Consider the following 21,210-nt stretch of genomic DNA (forward strand, 5'->3'; position numbering starts at 1 on the left):
GTTGAACAATATGTGTGCGCGGTTTAGACACTCAGTCAACATAATGTGGAGACAACCATGAGCAGAGCATTTATTTTCCCCGGACAAGGTGCACAAACCATCGGAATGGGTAAAGCGCTGGCAGATGCATACCCTGCGGCGCGTGCGGTTTTTGAAGAAGTAGATACAGCCTTGGGCGAGTCGCTGTCGACGTTGATTTGGGAAGGTGATCAGCAAGAGCTGACGTTGACCCACAATGCGCAGCCTGCGCTGATGGCAACATCAATTGCGGCCTTCAAGGCATTGGAAACAGAAGGTTTTGATATCTCTGACGCCAGTTTTGTGGCGGGCCACTCCCTTGGGGAATATTCTGCACTGGCCGCATCTGGTGCAATTAGCATTGCAGATACGGCACGTTTGTTGCGCACCCGCGGCGAGGCCATGCAAAAGGCCGTGCCAGTTGGATTGGGCGCGATGGCGGCCTTGCTTGGTCTTGATTTTGAGACGGCGCAGGCGGTGGCCAAAGAGGCAGCTGAAGCCGGTGAGGGCGAAGTGTGTCAGGCGGCAAATGACAATGATCCGGGCCAAGTTGTGGTTTCGGGGCATAAGGCGGCCGTAGAACGGGCCGTTGAAATCGCCAAGGAAAAGGGCGCAAAACGTGCCGTGCTGTTGCCGGTCAGCGCACCGTTCCATTGTGCGTTGATGCAGCCCGCAGCGGATGTGATGGCCGATGCTTTGGCGCGGGTCGATGTTTCCGCCCCCAAGGTGCCGCTGGTGGCGAATGTTTTGGCCGAGGCCGTTACGGACCCCGCGCGCATTCGCGAATTGCTGGTTGAGCAGGTAACGGGCTCTGTGCGCTGGCGCGAAAGCGTGGCGTGGATGGGGGCCCAAGGGGTTACCGAGATGTGGGAAATTGGTGCGGGCAAAGCACTGTCTGGCATGGTACGCCGCATCAACCGCGACATCGCCTGTGCCGCTGTTGGCACCCCCGATGATATTGCAAAACTGAAAACCGCCTAAACGCGCGGAGGAGACTTAAAATGTTCGATTTGTCTGGTAAATGTGCCCTTATCACTGGTGCTTCCGGTGGTATTGGTGGTGAAATTGCAAGAACGCTTCACGCTGCAGGTGCCACGGTTGGCCTGTCTGGCACCCGTGTTGAGCCGCTCCAAGCATTGGCAGATGAGCTGGGTGAACGCGCCCATGTTTTGCCGTGCAACTTGTCTGATGCAGAGGCCGTGACAGCCCTGCCAAAGCAAGCCGCCGATGCGATGGGTTCTGTTGATATCTTGGTTAACAATGCAGGGATCACACGCGACAATCTATTCATGCGCATGTCAGAAGAAGAATGGCTGAGCGTGCTTGATGTAAACCTGACCAGCACCATGCGCCTGTGCAAAGGTGCGATCCGTGGCATGATGAAGGCGCGATGGGGTCGGATCATCAACATCAGCTCTGTTGTGGGCAGCACGGGTAACCCGGGACAGGCAAACTATGCAGCGTCAAAAGCGGGTATGGTCGGCATGTCAAAGTCGCTTGCCTATGAAGTTGCCTCGCGCGGGATCACCGTGAATTGCGTTGCACCTGGATTCATCACCACGGCGATGACCGATAAACTTACTGACGATCAAAAGTCGGGCATTTTGACAAACGTTCCTGCAGGCCGCATGGGCGAAGCTGCCGAAATCGGTGCAGCGGTGCTCTATCTGGCGAGCACTGAGGCCGGATATATGACTGGTGCGACCTTGCATGTGAACGGCGGCATGGCCATGTACTAGGCTCTGCGGTAGGGCTATTTACGGCTTTACCCAGCGTTATCGAAAGCGTTTGCCTTATCATGAAATTGTGGTAAGTCGCGCCATGAGAAGGGAGGGTCGGCAATGTCGCTCTCCTTATGGGCCTTAAAAATTAGGCATTAGACCAAGGTCCTAACAGGACGATATTAAAGACGAGGATTGCCATGAGCGACGTTGCAGATCGAGTAAAGAAAATTGTTGTTGAGCACCTGGGTGTTGAAGAAGACAAAGTTGTAGAAAACGCGTCTTTCATCGACGATCTTGGCGCAGACAGCTTGGACACAGTTGAGCTGGTTATGGCGTTCGAAGAAGAGTTTGGCATCGAAATCCCAGACGACGCTGCTGAAACCATCCAGTCTTTCGGCGATGCAGTGAAATTCATCACAGAAGCTGCCTAAGGCACGTTTCGCGCCCCGCAAGAGCGGGAGCTGCAAGATAGCAAACGGCGCTCCAATTGGGGCGCCGTTTCGCGTTTTTGGGGCTGTTTTTGTAAAAAAGGTGGGGCGGTGGGGCGCTGATTGGTATGCAAGCCCTTGCCCCTGAGTGTTGTGGCGCGGTATGTGATAGCCACCATAGGCAGTACTAAATTGGGGGAAAACCGATGCGCCGTGTCGTTGTTACAGGTCTTGGAATGGTTTCGCCGCTTGGCGACGGTGTGGATGTGACGTGGTCACGTCTGCTTGACGGGCAATCCGGTGCCGGCCCCATTACGAAATTTGACGCTAGCCATCTTGGCACGACCTACGCCTGTGAAGTGCCGCGCGGCGAGGGAGAGGGCGATTTCAACGCTGATGCGTATATGCCCCCCAAAGAACAGCGCAAAATTGATGACTTCATTTTGTACGGTGTTGCAGCGGCAGACCAAGCGATTGCCGATTCTGGTTGGGTACCTGAGAGCGATGATGACCGGTTCCGCACCGGTGTGATGATCGGGTCTGGCATTGGTGGGTTGAATTCGATCGCCGATACAGCCGTGTTGCTGAAGGAAAAAGGCCCGCGCCGCGTGTCGCCTTTCTTTATTCCTGGTGCGCTGATTAACTTGGTCAGTGGGCAAGTCAGCATCAAATATGGTCTGAAAGGCCCCAACCACGCGGTTGTGACAGCCTGTTCAACCGGTGCGCACGCCATTGGTGATGCAGCCCGTTTGATTGCGCTTGATGATGCGGATGTGATGGTTGCTGGTGGTGCCGAAAGCCCCATTTCCGAGATTGGCGTTGCGGGTTTTAACGCGTGTAAGGCGCTGTCGACCAAGCGCGCAGATGATCCAACCAAAGCCAGCCGTCCTTGGGACGCGGACCGTGACGGGTTTGTCATGGGTGAGGGCGCGGGCGTTGTTGTTCTGGAAGAATATGAGCACGCAAAGGCACGCGGTGCCAAGATTTACGCAGAGATTTTGGGCTATGGCCTGTCAGGCGACGCGCACCACATCACTGCGCCGCCCCCCAACCACGAGGGGGCCGAGCGGGCGATGCGCGCAGCCGTAAAACGTGCGGGCATTGCACCAAGCGAGATTGATTACGTCAACGCCCACGGCACATCCACGATGGCCGACACCATTGAACTGGGCGCGGTTGAGCGTGTTCTGGGGGATGCGGCGTCTGAGTGTTCCATGTCATCAACCAAGTCGGCCATCGGCCATTTGCTAGGTGCAGCCGGTGCCGTTGAGGCGATTTTCTGTATCCTGGCGATCCGCGATCAAGTGGCGCCGCCCACGCTCAACCTTGAGAATGTGGACTGTGAGCACACGATTGATCTGATTGGGCCAGAAAAGCGCGAGCGCAAGATTGAGACAGTCCTCTCGAACTCATTTGGGTTCGGTGGCACAAACGCCAGCCTGATCATGGGTAAGGTGCGCTAAGCCATGTGGCGGCACGTCGTTTCTAATGCGCTGACGTTGGCGATTGTGATCCTGTTCCTTGTGGGCGGGGTGATCGTTTGGGGAACGTCGCAGTATAAAGAGGGCGGGCCGCTCGCTGAGGCGATTTGTTTGCAAGTGCCTTCGGGTGCGTCGATGGGTTCGGTAAGCGCCGATCTTGCGGAGCAGGGTGCTGTGAGCAATGCGCGCATTTTCCGGCTTGGGGCGGATTATTCCGAGAAGGCGTCCCAGCTGAAGGCGGGTTCGTTCTTGATTGAGGCGGGCGCATCCATGGAGCAGATCGTTGATGTGGTGACACGCGGTGGGCGCAATACATGCGGTACCGAAGTGGTGTTCCGCGTTGGCGTGACACGTAAGCAAGTACAAGTCCGTGAGCTTGATCCCGCCACCAACCGCTATGTTGAACAGGCGCGGTTTGAGCCACAAGTAGAGCCTGTTGATCCTGTCTACACCGCCGCGCTGGATGCTTCTGATACGTTGATCCGTTTTGCGGTTGCGGAGGGCGTGACCAGCTGGACGATTGTTGAGGCGCTCAACAACATTGATTTTCTGAGCGGTGAGATCGCCGCTGTTCCGTCTGAGGGAAGCCTTGCGCCCGACAGCTATGAGATCAGCAAAGGTCAGGACCGGAACGAGATCCTGGCGGATATGGCCGCCCGTCAGGAACGTATTCTGGCGCAGGCTTGGGCCGAGCGTGCGGATGACGTGGAAGTTGAGACACCTCAAGAGGCGTTGATCCTTGCTTCGATCATTGAAAAAGAGACCGCGGTTGCAGAAGAGCGCGGTCAAGTGGCCAGTGTTTTCACCAATCGTTTGAAACGCGGAATGCGTCTGCAAACGGACCCTACGGTGATTTACGGCATTACTAAGGGCGAGGGTATTTTGGGCCGCGGGCTGCGCCGCAGTGAGTTGCGCGCCGAGACCCCTTGGAACACTTATGTCATTCCGGCCTTGCCACCGACCCCCATTGCTAACCCCGGACGGGCCAGCATTGAGGCGGCGTTGAACCCTGAGAGTACTGATTTGTTGTTCTTTGTGGCGGATGGCACCGGTGGGCACGCGTTTGCGCGCACCCTTGATGAGCATAACGCCAATGTTGCCAAGTGGCGCAAGATCGAAGCAGAGCGCAACGCCAACTAAGCTTTGGGCCTTGCTGCGCGCCTTATTTTAAAGGCAAGGTGACGGTTAACTCACTGTTTCTTTAAGAAAAATTAAGCATATCGCGCGGTGGGGTGTTGCGTCCCCCCGCCTTGGAAACTTTGACTTTTGGCTCTTTTTGAAGGTATAACTTGGCCATAGCTGGGAGAGACTGCCTAGGATGAACGGCTGGTAAAAGTCAGGGTCCTACAACGCTTTTTCGGTCTGTGGAGGGGGTAACACCCAAACATAGGCAGCAAATTATGAGCAACATGAACCATGACGCGTTTGACCAGACGGAAGATAGTTTGGCTGCAGCGTTGGATCAAATGAGCCGCTATGAGCGATTTATCGAGGCGGCATTACGGAAAATTGAGAGCGGCGAGATGGATGGGGCCAAGGGTCTGTCCACCCATTTGAGTGGCCTCATGAAGGCCCGCGATGCCGTGATCGCAGAACGAGGACGATTGCGAGATGATGAGCTTAAGCGACGCGACCGCATCACCGAACACGATATCGATTTCGATGCCCGACGATCTGAGATCGCTGGCCGTTTGGCTAAGCTCCGCCGATGTTGCCGTGCAAGGCGCGTTCCTTGACACGTTGACCGAAGACGATTTGCGGGCCTTGCCGTATATTTTCGAGATGTGGGCCCATGATCACCAATTACCGCCTGCCTATACGCCCAAAGGGGCTGATTGGCGGACGTGGGTGATCATGGGCGGGCGGGGTGCGGGCAAAACCCGCGCCGGTGCTGAATGGGTGCGCAGTCAGGTTGAGGGCAGTTTGCCGCTTCATTCGGGCAAGGCCAAGCGTTTGGCGTTGATCGGGGAAACCTATGACCAAGTGCGCGATGTGATGGTGTTTGGTGATAGCGGAATTCTGGCGTGCTCTCCGCCAGATCGTAAGCCAGAATGGTTGGCCTCAAAACGCAAACTGGTTTGGCCAAATGGGGCCGAGGCACAGTGTTTTTCTGCCTCCGAGCCCGAAAGCCTGCGCGGTCCGCAATTTGACGGTGCTTAGGTCGATGAGCTGGCCAAGTGGAAGAAAGCCCGTGAAAGTTGGGATATGCTGCAGTTTGCGCTGCGTCTTGGGGAGTGTCCGCAGCAGGTTGTCACAACAACGCCGCGTAATGTTGGCGTGTTGAAGGATATTTTGGATGTGGACAGCACGGTGACCACCCATGCGCCAACAGAGGCCAATGCTGGGTTCTTGGCGCAAGGGTTTCTAAGCGAGGTGCGCCGCCGATATGCGGGTACACGTTTGGGCCGTCAGGAGTTGGACGGTGTCTTGCTTGATGATGCCGAAGACGCGCTTTGGTCGTTGGCGATGCTTGAGGCGACGCGCGTTGATCTCGGGGATGTGCACCGGTTTGACCGCGTGGTGGTGGCGGTTGATCCGCCTGTCACGGGGCACACGCGGTCAGATGAATGCGGGATCGTTGTGGTAGGGGCCAATTTGCAAGGCCCACCCCAAGATTGGACGGCATATGTGCTTGCAGACAAGACGGTGACGGCGGCCTCTCCGCTGGCGTGGGCAACGCGTGCGGTGGATGCGATGCGCCAGTTTGGGGCCGATAAGATCGTGGCCGAAGTGAACCAAGGCGGTGACATGGTAGAGCAAATGATCCGCCAGATTGATCCGCTTGCGCCCTATGCGGGGGTCCGTGCGTCACGGGGTAAGGCAGCGCGGGCTGAGCCTGTTGCGATGCTTTATGAGCAGGGCCGTGTGCGGCATGTGCGCCACCTTGAGGTGCTTGAGGAACAGATGTGCCAAATGACGACGCGCGGCTTTGAGGGCAAGGGATCGCCGGACCGAGTAGACGCCTTGGTGTGGGCGCTGAACGAAGTGATGATTGAGCCTGCTGCAAAGTACCGCCATCCGCGGTTGCGCACGTTGTGATGTGAATTTGTAGGTCCTGTTGTAAATTTAGCGCCCGCTGTTTTGGGCCGTATTGACCGGCTGTTTTTGGACGGGCGAGGTCATGGAGTTGAGTGAATGGTTTTTGATATGTTTCGAAAAAGTGCACCGCAAGGTCTGCAAAAAGCGCGGTCATTTAGACCGGCGGTGATGTCTGGTGGCGGTGTGGCTTGGACTTCGCGCGATGCGGGTTCGCTGACGCGGACCGGATTTGCGGGTAATCCTGTAGGGTTTCGGGCGGTAAAATTGATTGCGGAGGCAGCTGCGGCTCTGCCTTTGGTACTGCAAGATGCGTCACAGCGTTTTGATACCCATCCGTTGCTGGGTTTGTTGGCGCGTCCCAATGCGGGCCAAGGTCAGGCGGAGTTGTTGGAGGCAATTTATTGCCAGCTGCTGCTGACCGGCAATGCCTACGTTAAGGTGAGCGGCGAGGCCGAGCAGTTGCACGTGTTGCGTTCGGATCGGGTGCGGGTGGTGCCTGGTGCTGATGGCTGGCCTGTGGCGTATGATTACACTGTGGGCGGGTCTGTTCACCGCTTTGATGTGGGCGCGCCCGGTCCAATTTGCCACATTAAGTCGTTCCACCCGTCTGATGATCATTACGGGTTAAGCCCGATGCAGGCCGCGGCGACAGCACTTGATGTGCATAATGCCGCGTCGCGCTGGTCAAAGGGACTTTTAGATAACGCGGCGCGTCCGAGCGGGGCGATTGTGTATTCAAGCGCTGACGGGTCTGGAACGATGACCACGGATCAATACGACCGTCTTGTTGATGAGATGGAAACGCATCACCAAGGGGCGCGAAATGCGGGGCGACCGATGTTGCTTGAGGGGGGGCTGGATTGGAAGCCGATGGGGTTTAGTCCGTCCGATATGGAATTTCAGAAAACCAAAGAAGCCGCTGCGCGGGAGATTGCGACAGCTTTCGGTGTGCCCCCGATGATGTTGGGTATTCCTGGTGATGCGACGTATGCAAATTACGCCGAGGCCAATCGTGCGTTCTACCGCTTGACGGTTTTGCCAATGGCCACGCGGGTGACTGCCGCCTTGGCGGATTGGCTGGGACAAGTGATGGCACACTCTGTCACGCTGAAGCCCGACGTTGATCAGGTAGCTGCGTTATCCGGCGAGCGCGATCAGCAATGGGCGCGCATCGGTTCGGCGGATTTTCTAAGTGACGCTGAAAAGCGGCGTTTGCTGGGTTTGCCTGTAGAATTGGAGGCCCGTGATGAATGAGTTTGCCAAAGACCCTTTTGGGGTGAGTGAGCTTGATTGCTTGCCTGCCCAACGGATCAATCTGCACGAGCGGATGGCTGCGCTGCAGTTTGAGATGCTGAGCAAGCGGTTGGATGATTTGGACAGCGCGATGGAACGCCTTGAGCGACGGTTGTGGTTGATTGTGTTTGGTGTGGTCGGTGTGATCTTGGCCCAAGCGTTTCAATCGGTGCTTACTGTGACGCCTAATCTGGCATGAGGAAAACGGATATGATGACATTGGAACGCAAAGACAGCGCGCGCAGTCTGCAGGTGAATGTAGTCAGTGATGATAGCGTCATTGTTGCGGGATACGCTTCGGTTTTCGGGATCGAGGATAAGGGTGGTGATGTCGTAATGGCCGGCGCTTATGCCCGCGCTTTAAATGCGCTGAAGGCAAATGGTGGTGGCGTAAAAATGCTGTGGCAACATGATGCCACGCAGCCGATCGGCGAGTGGGACACAGTAAATGAGGATGCCCATGGGTTGTTTGTCAGCGGACGGTTACTAACCGATGTGGCCAAGGCCCGTGAAGCGGCGGCCCTTCTTGGGGCGGGGGCGATTGATGGGCTGTCGATCGGGTACCGCACGGTGACGGCCAGCAAGAACGCCAAGGGTCAGCGCATGTTGTCCGATCTGGAGTTGTGGGAGGTGTCGCTTGTGACGTTTCCGATGCTGCCTGAGGCGCGTGTGACGGCCAAATCCGAAGGTTTGCCCCTCCTTGGATCATGCGCGTATGCAGAGGCGCTCAGGCGGGCGCAGCAGCAATTGGCCACGTGATACCGCGCGGCACCCTCTGATTATTTTGCTTTGAAAAGGACTGATTATGACGACACCCGATGCATTGGATCGGGGCGAGAAAGCTATGTCTTCCGCCCAGCCGATCCTTTCCCAAAAAGCCACGCAATTTGAGACTGCGATCACCGATTTTGTCAGTGATTTGAAGGGTTTCAAGGCTGATCTAACAAACCAACTTAACCAGCAAGAAAGTACGATTGCCATGTTGAACCAAAAGATGACAACGCCAAACCGCCCCCCATTGAGTGCGGCCCCGCTTGAAGCGCCGCACCTGAAGGCTTTTGATGCTTATGTGCGTTTGGGCGAGGAAGATGCCCTGCGCGGGTTGGCGTTTGAGGGCAAATCTATGTCCAGTGCCATTGCTGGCGATGGTGGATATTTGGTTGATCCCGTGACCTCTGACACGATCAAGTCATCCCTTGCTAACGCTGCCTCAATCCGTGCGATTGCTGAGATCGTGAACGTTGATGCGACCAGTTATGATGTGCTTGTCGATCATGGCGATCTTGGTGCGGGTTGGGCCAATGAAACGGCCGGCACCAGCGAGAGTAACACCCCCACGATTGACCGTATTTCAATCGCCTTGCACGAGTTGTCAGCATTGCCAAAAGCGAGCCAACGTCTGTTGGATGATAGTGCTTTTGATATTGAAAACTGGCTGGCTGGTAAAATCTCAACGACCTTCGCGCGTTCAGAAGCAGAAGCCTTTGTGAATGGTGACGGCTTGGAAAAACCCATGGGTTTCCTAAGCCACACGACTGTTGAAAACGACAACTACGAGTGGGGCAAGATTGGTCATATCATCACTGGCGAAGCAGGTGGTTTGGGTGATCCGGATAAGTTGATTGAGCTGGTCTACGCGCTTGAGGCCGATTACCGCGCCAATGGTACGTTCGTGATGAACAGCAAAACGGCTGGTGAAATTCGCAAGCTGCGCGACAGTGATGGACGCTTTTTGTGGAACGATGGAATGGCCTCAAGCGACCCTGCGCGTCTGCTTGGCTACCCCGTGCTGATCGCCGAGGATATGCCGGACGTTGAGGTGAATGCGACGCCGATTGCCTTTGGTGATTTTGCCCGTGGCTACACAATCGCCGAGCGTCCTGATCTGCGCGTGATGCGTGACCCGTTTAGCGCCAAGCCCAACGTGTTGTTTTACGCGACCAAGCGGGTGGGCGGTGATGTGACTGATTTTGCGGCCATCAAATTGTTGAAATTCGCAGCCCAGTAAAGCGGTGCTGTGAACAGGAGCTGTGCGGTCATTGCGATTGCACAGTTCTGCGCGGGGCGCGCGCCTAAGACCACCTTCGTGTTGTCTAGCTGCTCCCCTCCGTCCGAGCAATGCGAGGCGGCGCGCGCCCTTATTTTGCGCTGATTGCTCGGACATTTACTGAATTTCATGAGGCTCCTATGACACGCATCATTGATACTAATTTCCCCGATGACCTGTTGCCGGTTGATGGGTTTAAAGCCCACATTCGCCTTGGCAGTGGATTTTCGACGGATGATACGCAAGAACCTGTTTTAAAGGCATTTTTGCGCGCCGCTATTTCTGCAATTGAGGCGCGGATAGGTAAGGCGTTGTTGGTGCGCGGCTTTGAGGTGCCCTTAAGCAAGTGGCAGCAAACCCGTACGCTAAAGTTGGCAATTTCTCCAATTGTAGGAGATGTTTCTGTCTGGTCCGCTGGCAATGAAATTGTCGGTGCCGCGAATGTTGATCAAGGTGCGCATCATAGCTTTGTGACGCTTGATGGGGACGTGATTGGGGCCGGTGGTGATGAGCTGACGGTCAGATTTCAGGCGGGTCTTGCAGGCGTATGGTCTGACGTGCCTGCTGATCTAAACCAGGCTGTGATGTTACTTGCCACGCACTATTATGAGCACCGTGAGCAAACTGGGCTTTCGAATGGTTGCATGCCTTTTGGAGTGACCGCACTGATCCAACGTTACCGCGAGATGCGGATTTCATTGGGGGCCACCGCATGAAGGGGCCGCGTTTGAACCGCTCGTTTTCTCTGGAAACGGCTGATCGCATCAGTGACGGCGCGGGTGGGTACCGGACCCAGTGGCGTGTGTTGGGGCGGCTTTGGGGTGATGTCCGTGCAGCAACCCCTGTGACACAAACAGGGCAGGCAGGTGTGCTTACCCAAGAACGCCGCGAGATCATCGTGCGTGCGGCACCCGTGGGCGATGACGCGCGGCCCATGGCAGGGAACCGTTTGGTTGATGCGACCGGGGTCTACGACGTCACCGGAGTTTCAGAGTGGGACATTAACGCGCGGTATCTTGCGTGCCGTGTATCCCGGCAGGTGGCGTCATGAGTTACGGGTTATCGGCGGCACTCCAAAGGCTATTTTTCGCGGCGTTAACAGATGATGTGCAAGGCTCCCTTGGTGTGCAGGTATTTGATTTGCCGCCAAGCGGTGTGGTGCCTGAAGTCTACGTTCTGCTTGGCCCCGAAAACGTACGCGACGTATCTGACGTTTCTGCGCGCCGTACGTTTCATCGATGTATCGTGTCTGTCATTTGCGCCGAGGCTGGTTTTTCCGAAGCCAAGGAAATTGCCGCCGATGTCGTCCGCCGCGTCGAAGGGGCAAACCGTGAATTGCATGAGGAGGGCACCGCCGTGGGGCGTGTCACTGATCTGCGGTTCGAAAGCGCCAGCGCACGCCGCGCTGATAAAGGTGGCACGCGGCGTATTGATTTGAAAATTCTGGCGCGCCTTGAGGCGATTGCCCCCACTGAAATTTGATGGAGAACGATGATGACTGCACAAAATGGCCGCGATCTTTTGATCAAAATGGATATGACGGGAAACGGTGTTTTTGAGACCACCGCGGGACTTCGGGCAACGCGGATTAGCTTTAATGCCGAAACGGTTGATGTGACCAGTCTAGAAAGTTCAGGAGGGTGGCGTGAACTGCTGGCTGGCGCGGGTGTCCGGCAGGCGCAGGTGTCTGGTAGTGGTGTGTTCAAGGACGCAGCAACTGATGAGAGGGCACGCCAAGTTTTCTTTGATGGTGCGACGCCGCGGTGTCAGGTGGTTGTGCCAGATTTTGGTATCATTGAGGGTGCATTTCAGGTCACGTCGCTTGAATATTCTGGAAGCTACGAAGGTGAGGCCAGCTACGAACTCGCTCTGGCGTCAGCAGGCGCGCTAAGTTTCACGGCGATTTGATGATGGTTAATCGCCACAGAGGTGAAGTTGAAATTACTGTCAACGGTAAGCCGTATGTTGCGCGACTGTCATTGGGCGCGCTTGCAACTCTTGAAGTCAAACTCGGTGCTAGCTCTCTGACAGAACTGATTGAAAGGTTTGAGGGAAACTCGATCCGATCATTAGATGTTCTGGCCCTTATCGAGGCAGGTTTGTCATCAGGAAATTGGGATGGAACGGCTGCGGACTTACTGCATGCAGACGTTAACGGCGGGCCACTTGGTGCTGCCCGTGCCGCCGCGCAACTATTGGTGAGGGCCTTTGGCGATGACGCTTGAATGGCGGGCGCTGCAGCGTGTTGGTCTTTCTGACTTGCGGCTGTCACCTGAGGTGTTTTGGGACTTAACGCCGTTTGAACTGAGCTTGTTACTTGGCCTTGATCTAGCGGCGTCGCCTCTGACGTTCGATCGGTTTTCAGCACTTACGCGCGAGTTTCCTGATGCAGACCTAGGAGGATAATAGATGAATATTGATGAGTTTGAAGATGACGTATCCGCACTGGGGCAAAGCCTGGACCAGACGAGTAATCTAGCTGCAGCATTCAGTGGCGAATTGACCAAGATGCAGCAAAGTCTGGCTACATCAAGTGTCAATGCAGGTGTTCTGTCAAAGGGGATGAGCAACGGGCTGAGGCGGGCAATTGATGGTGCTGTATCAGACGGCTTGAGGCTATCTGATGTGATGCACAAAGTTGGGACATCTTTAGTTTCTGCGGCTTATTCGGCTGCCGTCAAGCCTGTTACCAGCCACTTTGGGCAGCTATTTGAGAGCGCAATTACGGGCGCTCTCGGTACTAATTTTGGCACGCAAGGTGCCGGTTCTGGAGTGTCGGGACGTGTGCAAGCTTTTGCCAAAGGCGGGGTCGTGACGAGCCCAACGCAATTTGGGATGCGCGGTGGAACAGGCTTGATGGGTGAGGCGGGACCTGAGGCGATTATGCCATTAACCCGTGGCCCGGATGGCGCACTTGGTGTGCGTATGCAGGGTGGTGGGGCGAACGCTCCGGTTCGTGTTGTGATGAATATTAGCACTCCTGACGTGGCGGGATTTCAGCGCGCGCAAGCACAGGTTTCTGCGCAGTTGGGGCGTGCTTTGGCGAAGGGTCAGCGCACCCGCTAATGTGTCGTGTTGGTTAGGAGTTTGGTATGAGTTTTCACGAAGTTCAGTTTCCGGTTGGGTTAAGTTTTGGTGCTATTGGTGGACCAGAGAGGCGAACAGATATTGTAACGCTGTCTAACGGATTTGAAGAGCGCAACACGCCTTGGGCCCACTCAAAGCGACGGTATGATGCAGGGCTTGGTTTGCGCGCATTCACCGATGTTGAGGCTGTCGTAGCATTTTTTGAGGCGCGTTGCGGCCAATTATTTGCATTTCGGTGGAAGGATTGGGCTGATTACAAATCATGTAGTGTTCAGGCCGAAGTGTCTGCCGTGGATCAAGATATTGCAGTTGGTGATGGTGCCGAAAAGCGCTTTCAATTGGTTAAAGTGTATAAGTCGGGCGAGCACCAATATGCGCGTCCAATTCAAAAGCCAGTTGATGGCAGTTTGATGGTTGCGCTTGATCAAGTTGAGCAAGTTGAAGGTGTTGATTTTGCTGCTGACTATACAAACGGCGTGATTTCATTTGTTGTAGCGCCGGAAGTAGGCGTTCAGATTTCTGCGGGTTTTGAATTTGATGTTCCCGCACGGTTTGACAGTGATCAGATCATGACGTCGCTGTCGACGTTTCAGGCTGGCGATATTCCTGACATTCCCGTTGTGGAGGTCCGTGTATGAGCATCGACAGTGATTTTCATGAGCATCTGAAATGTGGTTGCACAACAACATGCAGGGCGTGGGCCGTGACCCGTAAAGACGGCGTGCAACTTGGGTTTACGGATCATGACGGTGATCTGGAGTTCGACGGTATTAAGTTTCGTGCTGATACTGGAATGACGGCTCGGGCGGTTGAAAGCTCAACCGGTATGGCGGTGGATAACTCGGAAGCGGTTGGTGCGTTGAACAGTGCTGCGATATCGGAACGTGATATTGAGTTTGGGCTCTATGATGATGCTGAGGTGCGCGCTTGGTGGTTGAATTGGGCAGATACACGCCAGCGCCAGCTGATTTTTTCAGGCACAATCGGTGAAATTGAGCGCAGCGAGGGTACTTTCCGTGCGGAGTTGCGCGGGTTGGCGGAGCGCCTAAATCAGCCGCGTGGACGTGTGTATCAAAAGGGGTGCTTGGCAAAGTTGGGCGCGCCAGAATGTGGGGTTGATCTTGAACATTTGGGCTACAACGCTGAGGGCGTTATTTCGAGCATCTCGGGAGAGACATCGTTTTCGGTTTCTATTGATGGGACGTTTGAAAATTCGCTGGTTTGAGCGGGGTGCCGTTCACGTAGTGAGCGGTGGCGCAGCGGGTGCTCAGGTCAAGATCAAATCTGACAAGCAAGTTGCGGGCACAGACGATCGGGAGCTCCAGATCTGGAGTGCTGCGCGCCGTCGGCTAAGTATTGGCGACAGCGTTAAGCTATATGCAGGGTGTGACAAGCGGTTTGATACATGCCGCATTAAGTATCGGAACGGGGCTAATTTTCAGGGCTTTCCGGATGTGCCTGGGGACGACTGGATGGTCGCCGTCCCAATAAGTAGTAGCACTTTGAGTGGTGGAAGCAGACGATGAGTGCTGCGTTATTTGTAGCCCATGCACGGCGCTGGATTGGAAAGCCCTACGTTCATCAAGCAAGCGAAATGAACGCAGGTTGTGATTGTCTGGGGCTATTGCGCGGTGTGTGGCGCGACGTCTTTGGGCATTCGCCAGAGGTGCCGCCAGCTTATGCGCCTACGTGGTCTGAGGTCAGCGGTGACGAAGTGTTGTGGAATGCATTGTTGCGGTATTTCGAGCCGTCTGAGACTGGCGTTGTTTTACTGTTCAGAGTGCACTCAAACGCAGCTGCGAAACACGTTGGTATTTTGTCTGCGTGCGGAGAGAACTCCACATTTATTCATTCGTATCAATACCATGGCGTCGTTGAGAGCCCACTCAGTACACCGTGGAAACGGCGCATTGTTGCGCGGTTTGATGTTCCCGTTTTTGGAGAGTTATGATGGCAACCCTAGTACTTTCAGCCGCTGGATTCGCGGCAGGCAATATGTTGGGCGGGACCGTTTTGGGTGTCTCATCGGCAGTGGCAGGACGCTTTGCCGGTGCTATGATTGGGCGCGCGATTGATAGCCGCCTGTCAGGCGCGGGTAGTGCGCCTGTGGAAACGGGACGCATGGACCGGTTGCGGTTAATGGGCGCTAGTCAGGGTACCCCGGTCGCGCGCGTATATGGGCGGATGCGCGTGGCGGGGCAAGTTATTTGGGCGTCACAGTTCCAAGAAACGACGCAGACAACTTCGCGAAGTGGCAAGGGTATGCCGACACAACGTACGACGGCGTATAGCTATTCGATTAGTATCGCTGTGGCTCTTTGTGAGGGCACAATCAGTGGGATTGGGCGCATCTGGGCGGACGGCACAGAAGTTAATTTAACCCAACTCAACTACCGTGTTTATGATGGCTCACCGGATCAACTGGCTGACCCGACGTTGGAGGCGATCGAAGGCGCGGGGAATGTGCCTGCGTATCGCGGCACGGCCTATGTTGTATTCGAAGATCTTGCGCTTGAGCGGTATGGAAACCGAGTTCCAAATTTCTCATTTGAAGTGTTTCGATCGGGGCAGGAAGACGCCGCCATCGCGGATGTCCCAGAGTTAGTTCGGGGCGTCGCCATGATGCCGGGAACTGGTGAATATGCGCTGGCCACGACGCCTGCATATGTGACGCGTGATGGCGCGACGGTTGCGGTGAATGAGAATACGCCCTCTGGGAAAAGCGACTTTGTCACCTCGGTTGACGGGCTTGCGCAGGAATTGCCAAAATGCGCATCAAGCCTGTTGGTTGTTTCGTGGTTTGGCAATGATTTGCGCGCAGGTGAATGCGAAATCTCACCACGTGCGGAGCCCAACGGAGTGGACGCAGAAGGCATGCCGTGGAACGTAAGTGGCTTGGATCGTTTTGCTGCAGGATCAGTTCCAGTGTTAGAAAATCGCGCGGTTTATGGTGGCACACCGTCCGATGCGTCCGTGATTGAGGCGTTGCAGTATTTGCGCGCCCAAGGGCAACATACTGTTTTCTATCCATTTATCCTGATGGAGCAGCTATCTGGCAATACGCTACCTCATGGCGATGCTGAAATAGGACAGCCTGAATTGCCGTGGCGCGGAAGGATTTCTGCAAGCTCGGAACAAGCCGTATCTGACTTTTTCGGTACTTGTACGCTGAGCGATTTTTCCCCAACTGCGAACGGTGTTCACTACACAGGCCCGCCTGAACGTAGCTATCGCCGGTTTATTCTGCACTATGCTCACTTGTGCAAAGCTGCCGGTGGCGTTGATGCGTTCTGCGTAGGTTCGGAGATGCGGGAATTGACGCGTAGTTTGCCAGATGCGGGCTTTCCGGCAGTTGGTGCGCTCATTCGGTTGGTTCGTGACGTTAGAACCATTTTGGGACCTAATACCAAGATCAGCTATGCAGCTGATTGGTCAGAATACTGGGGATATCAGCCTGATGATGGCTCTGGCGACCGGTTGTTTCACCTTGATCCGCTTTGGGCTGATGACAACGTAGATTTCATTGGGATTGATAATTATTTCCCGTCCGCAGATTGGCGGGATGAGCCGGACCATACAGATGAGTCTTGGGGCAGCATTTATGATTTGGGGTATTTGCAATCCAATATTGAGGGTGGTGAGGGCTTTGACTGGTACTACAAAAGCCCAGAAGCACGAGACGCGCAAATCAGAACGCCGATTACAGACGGCGCTTATGATGAGCCGTGGGTGTACCGCTATAAAGACATTCGTGGCTTCTGGGAGAACTCTCATTTTGAACGTATCGGCGGGGTGCGATCAGAGGTGCCAACAGCATGGCAGCCGCGCTCAAAGCCGTTTTATTTCACCGAGATTGGATGTGCGGCAATCGATAAAGGGGCCAATCAGCCGAACCGGTTTCTTGATCCCAAATCATCTGAAAGTGCAGTGCCTCATTACTCGAACGGGCAGCGTGATGAGCTAATGCAAATGCAGTATCTGCGGGCCCATTTGTCCTATTGGAATGAGCCGGAGCGCAACCCTCAATCTGATCTATATGATGGGGCAATGGTTGATATGTCTAAGGCGCATGTGTGGGCTTGGGATGCGCGGCCATTTCCGTTTTTTCCTGGCAACGCCGAGCTTTGGAGCGACGCAGAAAATTATGACAGAGGGCATTGGCTAAACGGGCGCAGTTCTGCGCGATCTTTGTCCTCTGTTGTGCGTGAAATTGCGAATAATGCTGGCATAACACAGGTAGATACCTCGGGTCTTTTTGGGTACGTCAGAGGCTATCTAGATAGCGGATCCGAAACAGGTCGCGCGGCGTTACAACCGTTGATTACGGCCTACGGTTTGGATGTGATTGATCGCGCTGGAACGCTGGTTTTTCAAATGCGAGACGGTCATCCACATGGTGCGATTGTGCTGGATGAACTGCTTGTATCAGATCAGAATAATGGTGGTATTTCGAAGCTGCGCGGTAGCGGTGCTGACCTGATTAGTGATGTCCGATTTAGCTACGTTGAAGCGGACGCGGATTATGAAACTGCAACGGCGCAATCGACCTTGCCAGATGCGAGCAGTAATGTTGTTTCAAGCACAGAAATGTCGTTGGCTTTGACCGCGGGTGAAGCGCAAGGCATGGCTGACCGCTGGCTCTCAGAGGCGCATGCGGGACAAGATAGCGTTAGTTTTGCGGTTCCCCCATCGATGGCGCATCTAGGTGCAGGAGATGTGGTTCAAACTGATGATGGTGAGACGAAAACACTCTACCGTATTGATAATGTGTCAAGATCTACGCATTTGATGATGGAAGGGACGCGGATTGATGCGGATGTTTATGCCCGTGCAGACCCTGCGACAGTGCCAATTTCCCTTCGCCCGTTTGTCGTGCCGACGCCAGTTGCCGCGCAGTTTCTTGACCTGGCCATTATCCGTGCGGAAACGCCCAATACCGGCCCGTTCGTTGCGGTAAATGCGTTACCTTGGACGGGACCGGCTGATGTATTTATTGAGGTCGCCGATGAGGCTTTTGAACCGCAATTACAGATCACCGAACAGGCGACATCTGGCACAACCGTAACCGCGTTGAACACCGGCCCATTCGGGGTAATCGACAGGACGGCTTTTGTTGATGTTGAGCTCACACACGGCGCGCTGTCGTCTGTAAATCTAGACAGCCTTCTGTCCGGTCAAAATGTCTTTGCAATTGGTCGCGGTGATGTGGCCGTGTGGGAACTTTTTCAGGCGCAAAATGCGGTTCTAATTGGTCCCAACAGGTATCGCCTTTCGGGGCTTGTGCGCGGGCAGCAGGGGACGGATGCATTTGTTCCTGATACGTGGCCTGTTGGGAGCAAAGTCGTCTTACTTGATGGTGCTGTCAGCCAGCTTGAACTTCCCGTAAATCAGCGCGGTGTAGAACAGACCTACCGCGTCGGACCATCGGGCCGTGCAGTAAATGATGCCGCTTACCGCGAGCATAGTTTTGCAGTCGCGGGGGCAAGTCTTCGTCCGTATAGGCCTTGCCATTTGCAGGTGCAGCGCGGCGATAGCCTCATTGCTGCGCAGTGGATGAGGCGGACACGGATTGACGGAGATCATTGGGATGGATTTGATGTGCCCGTCGGTGAAATGAGCGAGCAATACTTGATAAGGTTACGCGATGAAACTGGCGTGAAGCTTGAACAGACGGTGACGAGCCCCACCGCGGTGCTTAATGAGCCGTTAAGTATCAGTGGTAATCTAATCTTTGAAGTCGCACAGCTTTCGGATCGTTTTGGACCTGGACCATTTGCACAGATTGCCGTGCCTTAAGGGGATATTTTGACCGTCGTTACGTATACTTTTTTGGTTGGCGCTGCATATGTGCTAGGTTAGGGACAGGCGTGAAGGAGACCACCGATGGCAAATGTTCGCACGACAAACCGCAGCATCGACCCGATTTGGGAGCAGGTGCAAGAAGAAGCGCATCAAGCGATTGTTGATGAGCCGCTTTTGGGCGGATTGGTGCACAGCTCTTTGTTGCATCACGCGACTTTCGAGCGAGCTTTGTCTTATCGCTTGGCTTTAAAATTATCGTCCGGCGAGATGTCAGAGCAGCTGATTGCAGAGATTGCAAACGCCGCCTATGCCCGTAATCCAGCGTTGGGTTTGGCGGCGCGGGCTGACTTGGCCGCGGTCTATGATCGTGATCCGGCATGTCACCGCCTGATGCAGCCGCTCCTTTATTTCAAAGGATTTCAGGCAGTTCAGGCGCACCGCGTTGCCAACGCGTTGTGGCGCGAGGGTCGCGCCGATCTTGCGTATTTCATTCAGATGCGGACCTCGGAAATGTTCGGAATTGATATCCACCCTGGGGCCACGATTGGTCAGGGGATCATGATCGACCATGCCCACTCTATCGTGATCGGTGAGACCGCAGTTGTGGGCGATAATGTGTCAATGTTACACTCAGTAACCCTTGGCGGCACCGGTAAAGAAGATGACGACCGTCACCCGAAAATTGGCGACGGTGTGTTGATCGGGGCCGGCGCGCATGTGCTTGGAAACATCTCAATCGGGCAATGCTGCCGGATTGCTGCCGGATCTGTTGTGCTTGAAGATGTGCCACCGATGAAAACAGTCGCTGGTGTACCGGCTAAAATAGTTGGTGAGGCGGGGTGCTCTCAGCCATCGATTAGCATGGATCAATTGCTGAGTGGCTCAATGATCGAGTAGAGCTCTACTTCAGTATTTAAAAAGGCCGCTAGGGGATATCTCCTAGCGGCCTTTTTGTTTGGTATCAGTTAGTTCAGTGATGAGGCTTTACGCAAGCATGCCAACAGGATTTTCGAGGTTGTGCTTGATTGCGTTCAACAAGTTCGCACCAAGAGCCCCGTCAATGACACGGTGGTCAACTGACATTGTGGTGGACATGACGGTAGCGACTTTCAGCTCTCCGTCAGCGCCGACGACAGGTTTCTTTGCACCTGCACCCACCGCCAAAATTGCGGAGTGCGGTGGGTTAATGATGGCGTCGAAGTTGTCGATGCCGAACATACCCAAGTTGGAAATCGCAAAGCTACCGCCTTGATACTCGTGAGGCGCCAACTTGCGATCACGCGCACGGGACGCCATGTCTTTCATCTGCGTGGAAAGCGCAGAAAGTGACTTTTGATCGGCGTCTTGTAGCACAGGGGTGAAAAGCCCGCCCTCAATTGCCACTGCAACAGCAACATCTGAACGTTCCATTTTGAGTGTTCTGTCACCGGCCCAAACTGCGTTTGCTTCTGGCACCTGTTGCAGTGCAAGTGCGCAGGCTTTGATGATGAAGTCGTTTACGGACAGTTTGATGCCCCGAGGTTCTAGCGTTGCGTTGATCTCAGCGCGGAACTTCAAAAGCGCATCAAGCTCAATGTCGCGGCGCAGGTAGAAATGCGGTACAGACTGTTTCGCCTCGGTCAGACGGGCGGCAATTGTTTTGCGCATGCCGTCCAATTTAACTTCCTCAAAAGCGCGCCCTTCATACATCGCGATGACCTGATCGGTGCTCGGGCCTTGTGCGATTGTAGCGGATTGGCTGCTTGCGGTTGACGCTGCCGCAGCCGAAGTTTTCGGTGCAGCGGTGGCGTTTTCAACATCTGCTTTGATGATACGACCGTGAGGTCCTGATCCGGTCATGGATGACAGATCGATGCCTTTATCCGCTGCAATACGCCGCGCGAGGGGCGTTGCAAACACGCGTTCGCCCTTGGCTGTCTGTGGTGCCGCGGGGGCGGGAGACGTTTGTTGTGGCGCCGCCGGTGAGGCCTCAGCCACTGTAGTTTCAGCTTCGCTTGGTGCGGCAGCAGGTGTTGCAACAGCGCTGTCAGCGTCTTCGCCTTCTTCAAGCAGAACCGCAATTGCTGTGTTCACTTTGACACCTTCGGAGCCTTCGGCGACCAAGAGTTTGCCGATGACCCCTTCGTCCACGGCTTCAAACTCCATGGTCGCTTTGTCAGTCTCGATTTCTGCCAGCAAGTCACCAGAGGCAACAGTGTCGCCTTCTTTGACAAGCCATTTTGCAAGTGTGCCTTCCTCCATCGTCGGAGAGAGCGCGGGCATTAGAATTTCAGTTGCCATATCTGCGGCTC

General features: G+C 55.0%; 24 protein-coding genes and 1 pseudogene. 24 read left to right on the plus strand and 1 reads right to left on the minus strand.

All coding sequences use genetic code 11. The annotated features are described in order from the left end of the window. Positions 1-57: 57 nt before the first annotated feature. From fabD to cysE, 24 genes and pseudogenes are all read left to right on the plus strand, one after another. Complete coding sequence (gene fabD, locus NIG5292_RS00600; RefSeq protein WP_048597404.1) at positions 58-999, plus strand: ACP S-malonyltransferase; 942 nt, start codon at positions 58-60, stop codon at positions 997-999. 20 nt (positions 1,000-1,019) lie between these two features. Next, positions 1,020-1,757, plus strand: a complete 738-nt coding sequence (gene fabG, locus NIG5292_RS00605) for a 3-oxoacyl-[acyl-carrier-protein] reductase (protein WP_048597405.1) — start codon at positions 1,020-1,022, stop codon at positions 1,755-1,757. Between the two features lie 182 nt (positions 1,758-1,939). Then, positions 1,940-2,173: an acyl carrier protein gene (locus NIG5292_RS00610; RefSeq protein ID WP_048597406.1), complete on the plus strand. Its 234-nt coding sequence runs from the start codon at positions 1,940-1,942 to the stop codon at positions 2,171-2,173. A 203-nt stretch (positions 2,174-2,376) separates the two neighbouring features. After that, on the plus strand, positions 2,377-3,633 hold the full coding sequence (gene fabF, locus NIG5292_RS00615) for a beta-ketoacyl-ACP synthase II (RefSeq protein WP_048597407.1): 1,257 nt from the start codon (positions 2,377-2,379) through the stop codon (positions 3,631-3,633). Between the two features lie 3 nt (positions 3,634-3,636). After that, positions 3,637-4,791 (plus strand): endolytic transglycosylase MltG, encoded by a 1,155-nt coding sequence (mltG, locus tag NIG5292_RS00620; RefSeq protein WP_048597408.1) that lies wholly within the window; start codon positions 3,637-3,639, stop codon positions 4,789-4,791. Positions 4,792-5,051: 260 nt separating this feature from the next. Beyond that, positions 5,052-5,387 (plus strand): hypothetical protein, encoded by a 336-nt coding sequence (locus tag NIG5292_RS14755; protein ID WP_048597409.1) that lies wholly within the window; start codon positions 5,052-5,054, stop codon positions 5,385-5,387. Beyond that, a pseudogene (locus NIG5292_RS00630) lies at positions 5,314-6,690 on the plus strand (DNA-packaging protein). The gene NIG5292_RS14755 and the pseudogene NIG5292_RS00630 overlap by 74 nt, the downstream one beginning before the upstream one ends. A 96-nt stretch (positions 6,691-6,786) precedes the next feature. After that, the gene (locus NIG5292_RS00635) at positions 6,787-7,944 is read left to right on the plus strand and encodes a phage portal protein (RefSeq protein WP_048597410.1); all 1,158 of its coding nucleotides are present in this window, start codon (positions 6,787-6,789) and stop codon (positions 7,942-7,944) included. Continuing rightward, positions 7,937-8,182 (plus strand): GTA head formation protein, RCAP_rcc01685 family, encoded by a 246-nt coding sequence (locus NIG5292_RS00640; protein WP_048597411.1) that lies wholly within the window; start codon positions 7,937-7,939, stop codon positions 8,180-8,182. The genes NIG5292_RS00635 and NIG5292_RS00640 overlap by 8 nt, the downstream gene beginning before the upstream one ends. Positions 8,183-8,196: 14 nt before the next feature. After that, complete coding sequence (locus NIG5292_RS00645) at positions 8,197-8,742, plus strand: HK97 family phage prohead protease (protein WP_048597710.1); 546 nt, start codon at positions 8,197-8,199, stop codon at positions 8,740-8,742. A gap of 85 nt (positions 8,743-8,827) precedes the next feature. Further along, on the plus strand, positions 8,828-9,991 hold the full coding sequence (locus NIG5292_RS00650; RefSeq protein ID WP_048597711.1) for a phage major capsid protein: 1,164 nt from the start codon (positions 8,828-8,830) through the stop codon (positions 9,989-9,991). Between the two features lie 179 nt (positions 9,992-10,170). Further along, positions 10,171-10,746 (plus strand): head-tail connector protein, encoded by a 576-nt coding sequence (locus tag NIG5292_RS00655; RefSeq protein WP_048597412.1) that lies wholly within the window; start codon positions 10,171-10,173, stop codon positions 10,744-10,746. Beyond that, on the plus strand, positions 10,743-11,081 hold the full coding sequence (locus NIG5292_RS00660; protein ID WP_048597413.1) for a phage head completion protein: 339 nt from the start codon (positions 10,743-10,745) through the stop codon (positions 11,079-11,081). The genes NIG5292_RS00655 and NIG5292_RS00660 overlap by 4 nt, the downstream gene beginning before the upstream one ends. Then, positions 11,078-11,512 carry a DUF3168 domain-containing protein gene (locus NIG5292_RS00665; protein ID WP_048597414.1) on the plus strand — a complete coding sequence of 145 codons (435 nt, stop codon included), beginning with the start codon at positions 11,078-11,080 and terminating at the stop codon, positions 11,510-11,512. Before NIG5292_RS00660 ends, NIG5292_RS00665 begins: the two co-directional genes overlap by 4 nt. Before the next feature lie 12 nt (positions 11,513-11,524). Beyond that, a complete protein-coding gene (locus NIG5292_RS00670) occupies positions 11,525-11,938 on the plus strand; it encodes a phage major tail protein, TP901-1 family (protein WP_048597415.1) in 414 nt (137 codons plus the stop codon). Continuing rightward, entirely contained in the window at positions 11,938-12,255 is a 318-nt protein-coding gene (locus tag NIG5292_RS00675; RefSeq protein WP_048597416.1) for a gene transfer agent family protein, read from the plus strand. Before NIG5292_RS00670 ends, NIG5292_RS00675 begins: the two co-directional genes overlap by 1 nt. Continuing rightward, positions 12,245-12,436 (plus strand): phage tail assembly chaperone, encoded by a 192-nt coding sequence (locus NIG5292_RS00680; RefSeq protein WP_048597417.1) that lies wholly within the window; start codon positions 12,245-12,247, stop codon positions 12,434-12,436. Before NIG5292_RS00675 ends, NIG5292_RS00680 begins: the two co-directional genes overlap by 11 nt. Positions 12,437-12,439: 3 nt before the next feature. After that, positions 12,440-13,096: an RcGTA-type gene transfer agent tail tape measure protein gene (locus tag NIG5292_RS00685; RefSeq protein ID WP_048597418.1), complete on the plus strand. Its 657-nt coding sequence runs from the start codon at positions 12,440-12,442 to the stop codon at positions 13,094-13,096. A 26-nt stretch (positions 13,097-13,122) separates the two neighbouring features. Next, entirely contained in the window at positions 13,123-13,755 is a 633-nt protein-coding gene (locus tag NIG5292_RS00690; RefSeq protein WP_048597419.1) for a DUF2460 domain-containing protein, read from the plus strand. Beyond that, positions 13,752-14,342 (plus strand): phage/gene transfer agent baseplate hub protein, encoded by a 591-nt coding sequence (locus NIG5292_RS00695; RefSeq protein ID WP_306372335.1) that lies wholly within the window; start codon positions 13,752-13,754, stop codon positions 14,340-14,342. Before NIG5292_RS00690 ends, NIG5292_RS00695 begins: the two co-directional genes overlap by 4 nt. Beyond that, on the plus strand, positions 14,314-14,643 hold the full coding sequence (locus NIG5292_RS15270; RefSeq protein ID WP_306372336.1) for a phage/gene transfer agent baseplate hub protein: 330 nt from the start codon (positions 14,314-14,316) through the stop codon (positions 14,641-14,643). The genes NIG5292_RS00695 and NIG5292_RS15270 overlap by 29 nt, the downstream gene beginning before the upstream one ends. Then, positions 14,640-15,068: an NlpC/P60 family protein gene (locus NIG5292_RS00700; protein WP_048597420.1), complete on the plus strand. Its 429-nt coding sequence runs from the start codon at positions 14,640-14,642 to the stop codon at positions 15,066-15,068. The genes NIG5292_RS15270 and NIG5292_RS00700 overlap by 4 nt, the downstream gene beginning before the upstream one ends. After that, positions 15,068-18,913, plus strand: a complete 3,846-nt coding sequence (locus NIG5292_RS00705) for a baseplate multidomain protein megatron (protein WP_048597421.1) — start codon at positions 15,068-15,070, stop codon at positions 18,911-18,913. Before NIG5292_RS00700 ends, NIG5292_RS00705 begins: the two co-directional genes overlap by 1 nt. Before the next feature lie 87 nt (positions 18,914-19,000). Beyond that, the gene (gene cysE / locus NIG5292_RS00710; RefSeq protein ID WP_048597422.1) at positions 19,001-19,816 is read left to right on the plus strand and encodes a serine O-acetyltransferase; all 816 of its coding nucleotides are present in this window, start codon (positions 19,001-19,003) and stop codon (positions 19,814-19,816) included. Between the two features lie 87 nt (positions 19,817-19,903). Here the strand turns inward: cysE and NIG5292_RS00715 are convergent, their stop codons facing one another. Beyond that, positions 19,904-21,199 (minus strand): pyruvate dehydrogenase complex dihydrolipoamide acetyltransferase, encoded by a 1,296-nt coding sequence (locus NIG5292_RS00715; RefSeq protein ID WP_048597423.1) that lies wholly within the window; start codon positions 21,197-21,199, stop codon positions 19,904-19,906. Positions 21,200-21,210 lie beyond the last annotated feature (11 nt).

It is taken from the genome of Nereida ignava, from assembly GCF_001049735.1.
Taxonomy (GTDB): Bacteria; Pseudomonadota; Alphaproteobacteria; order Rhodobacterales; family Rhodobacteraceae; genus Nereida; species Nereida ignava.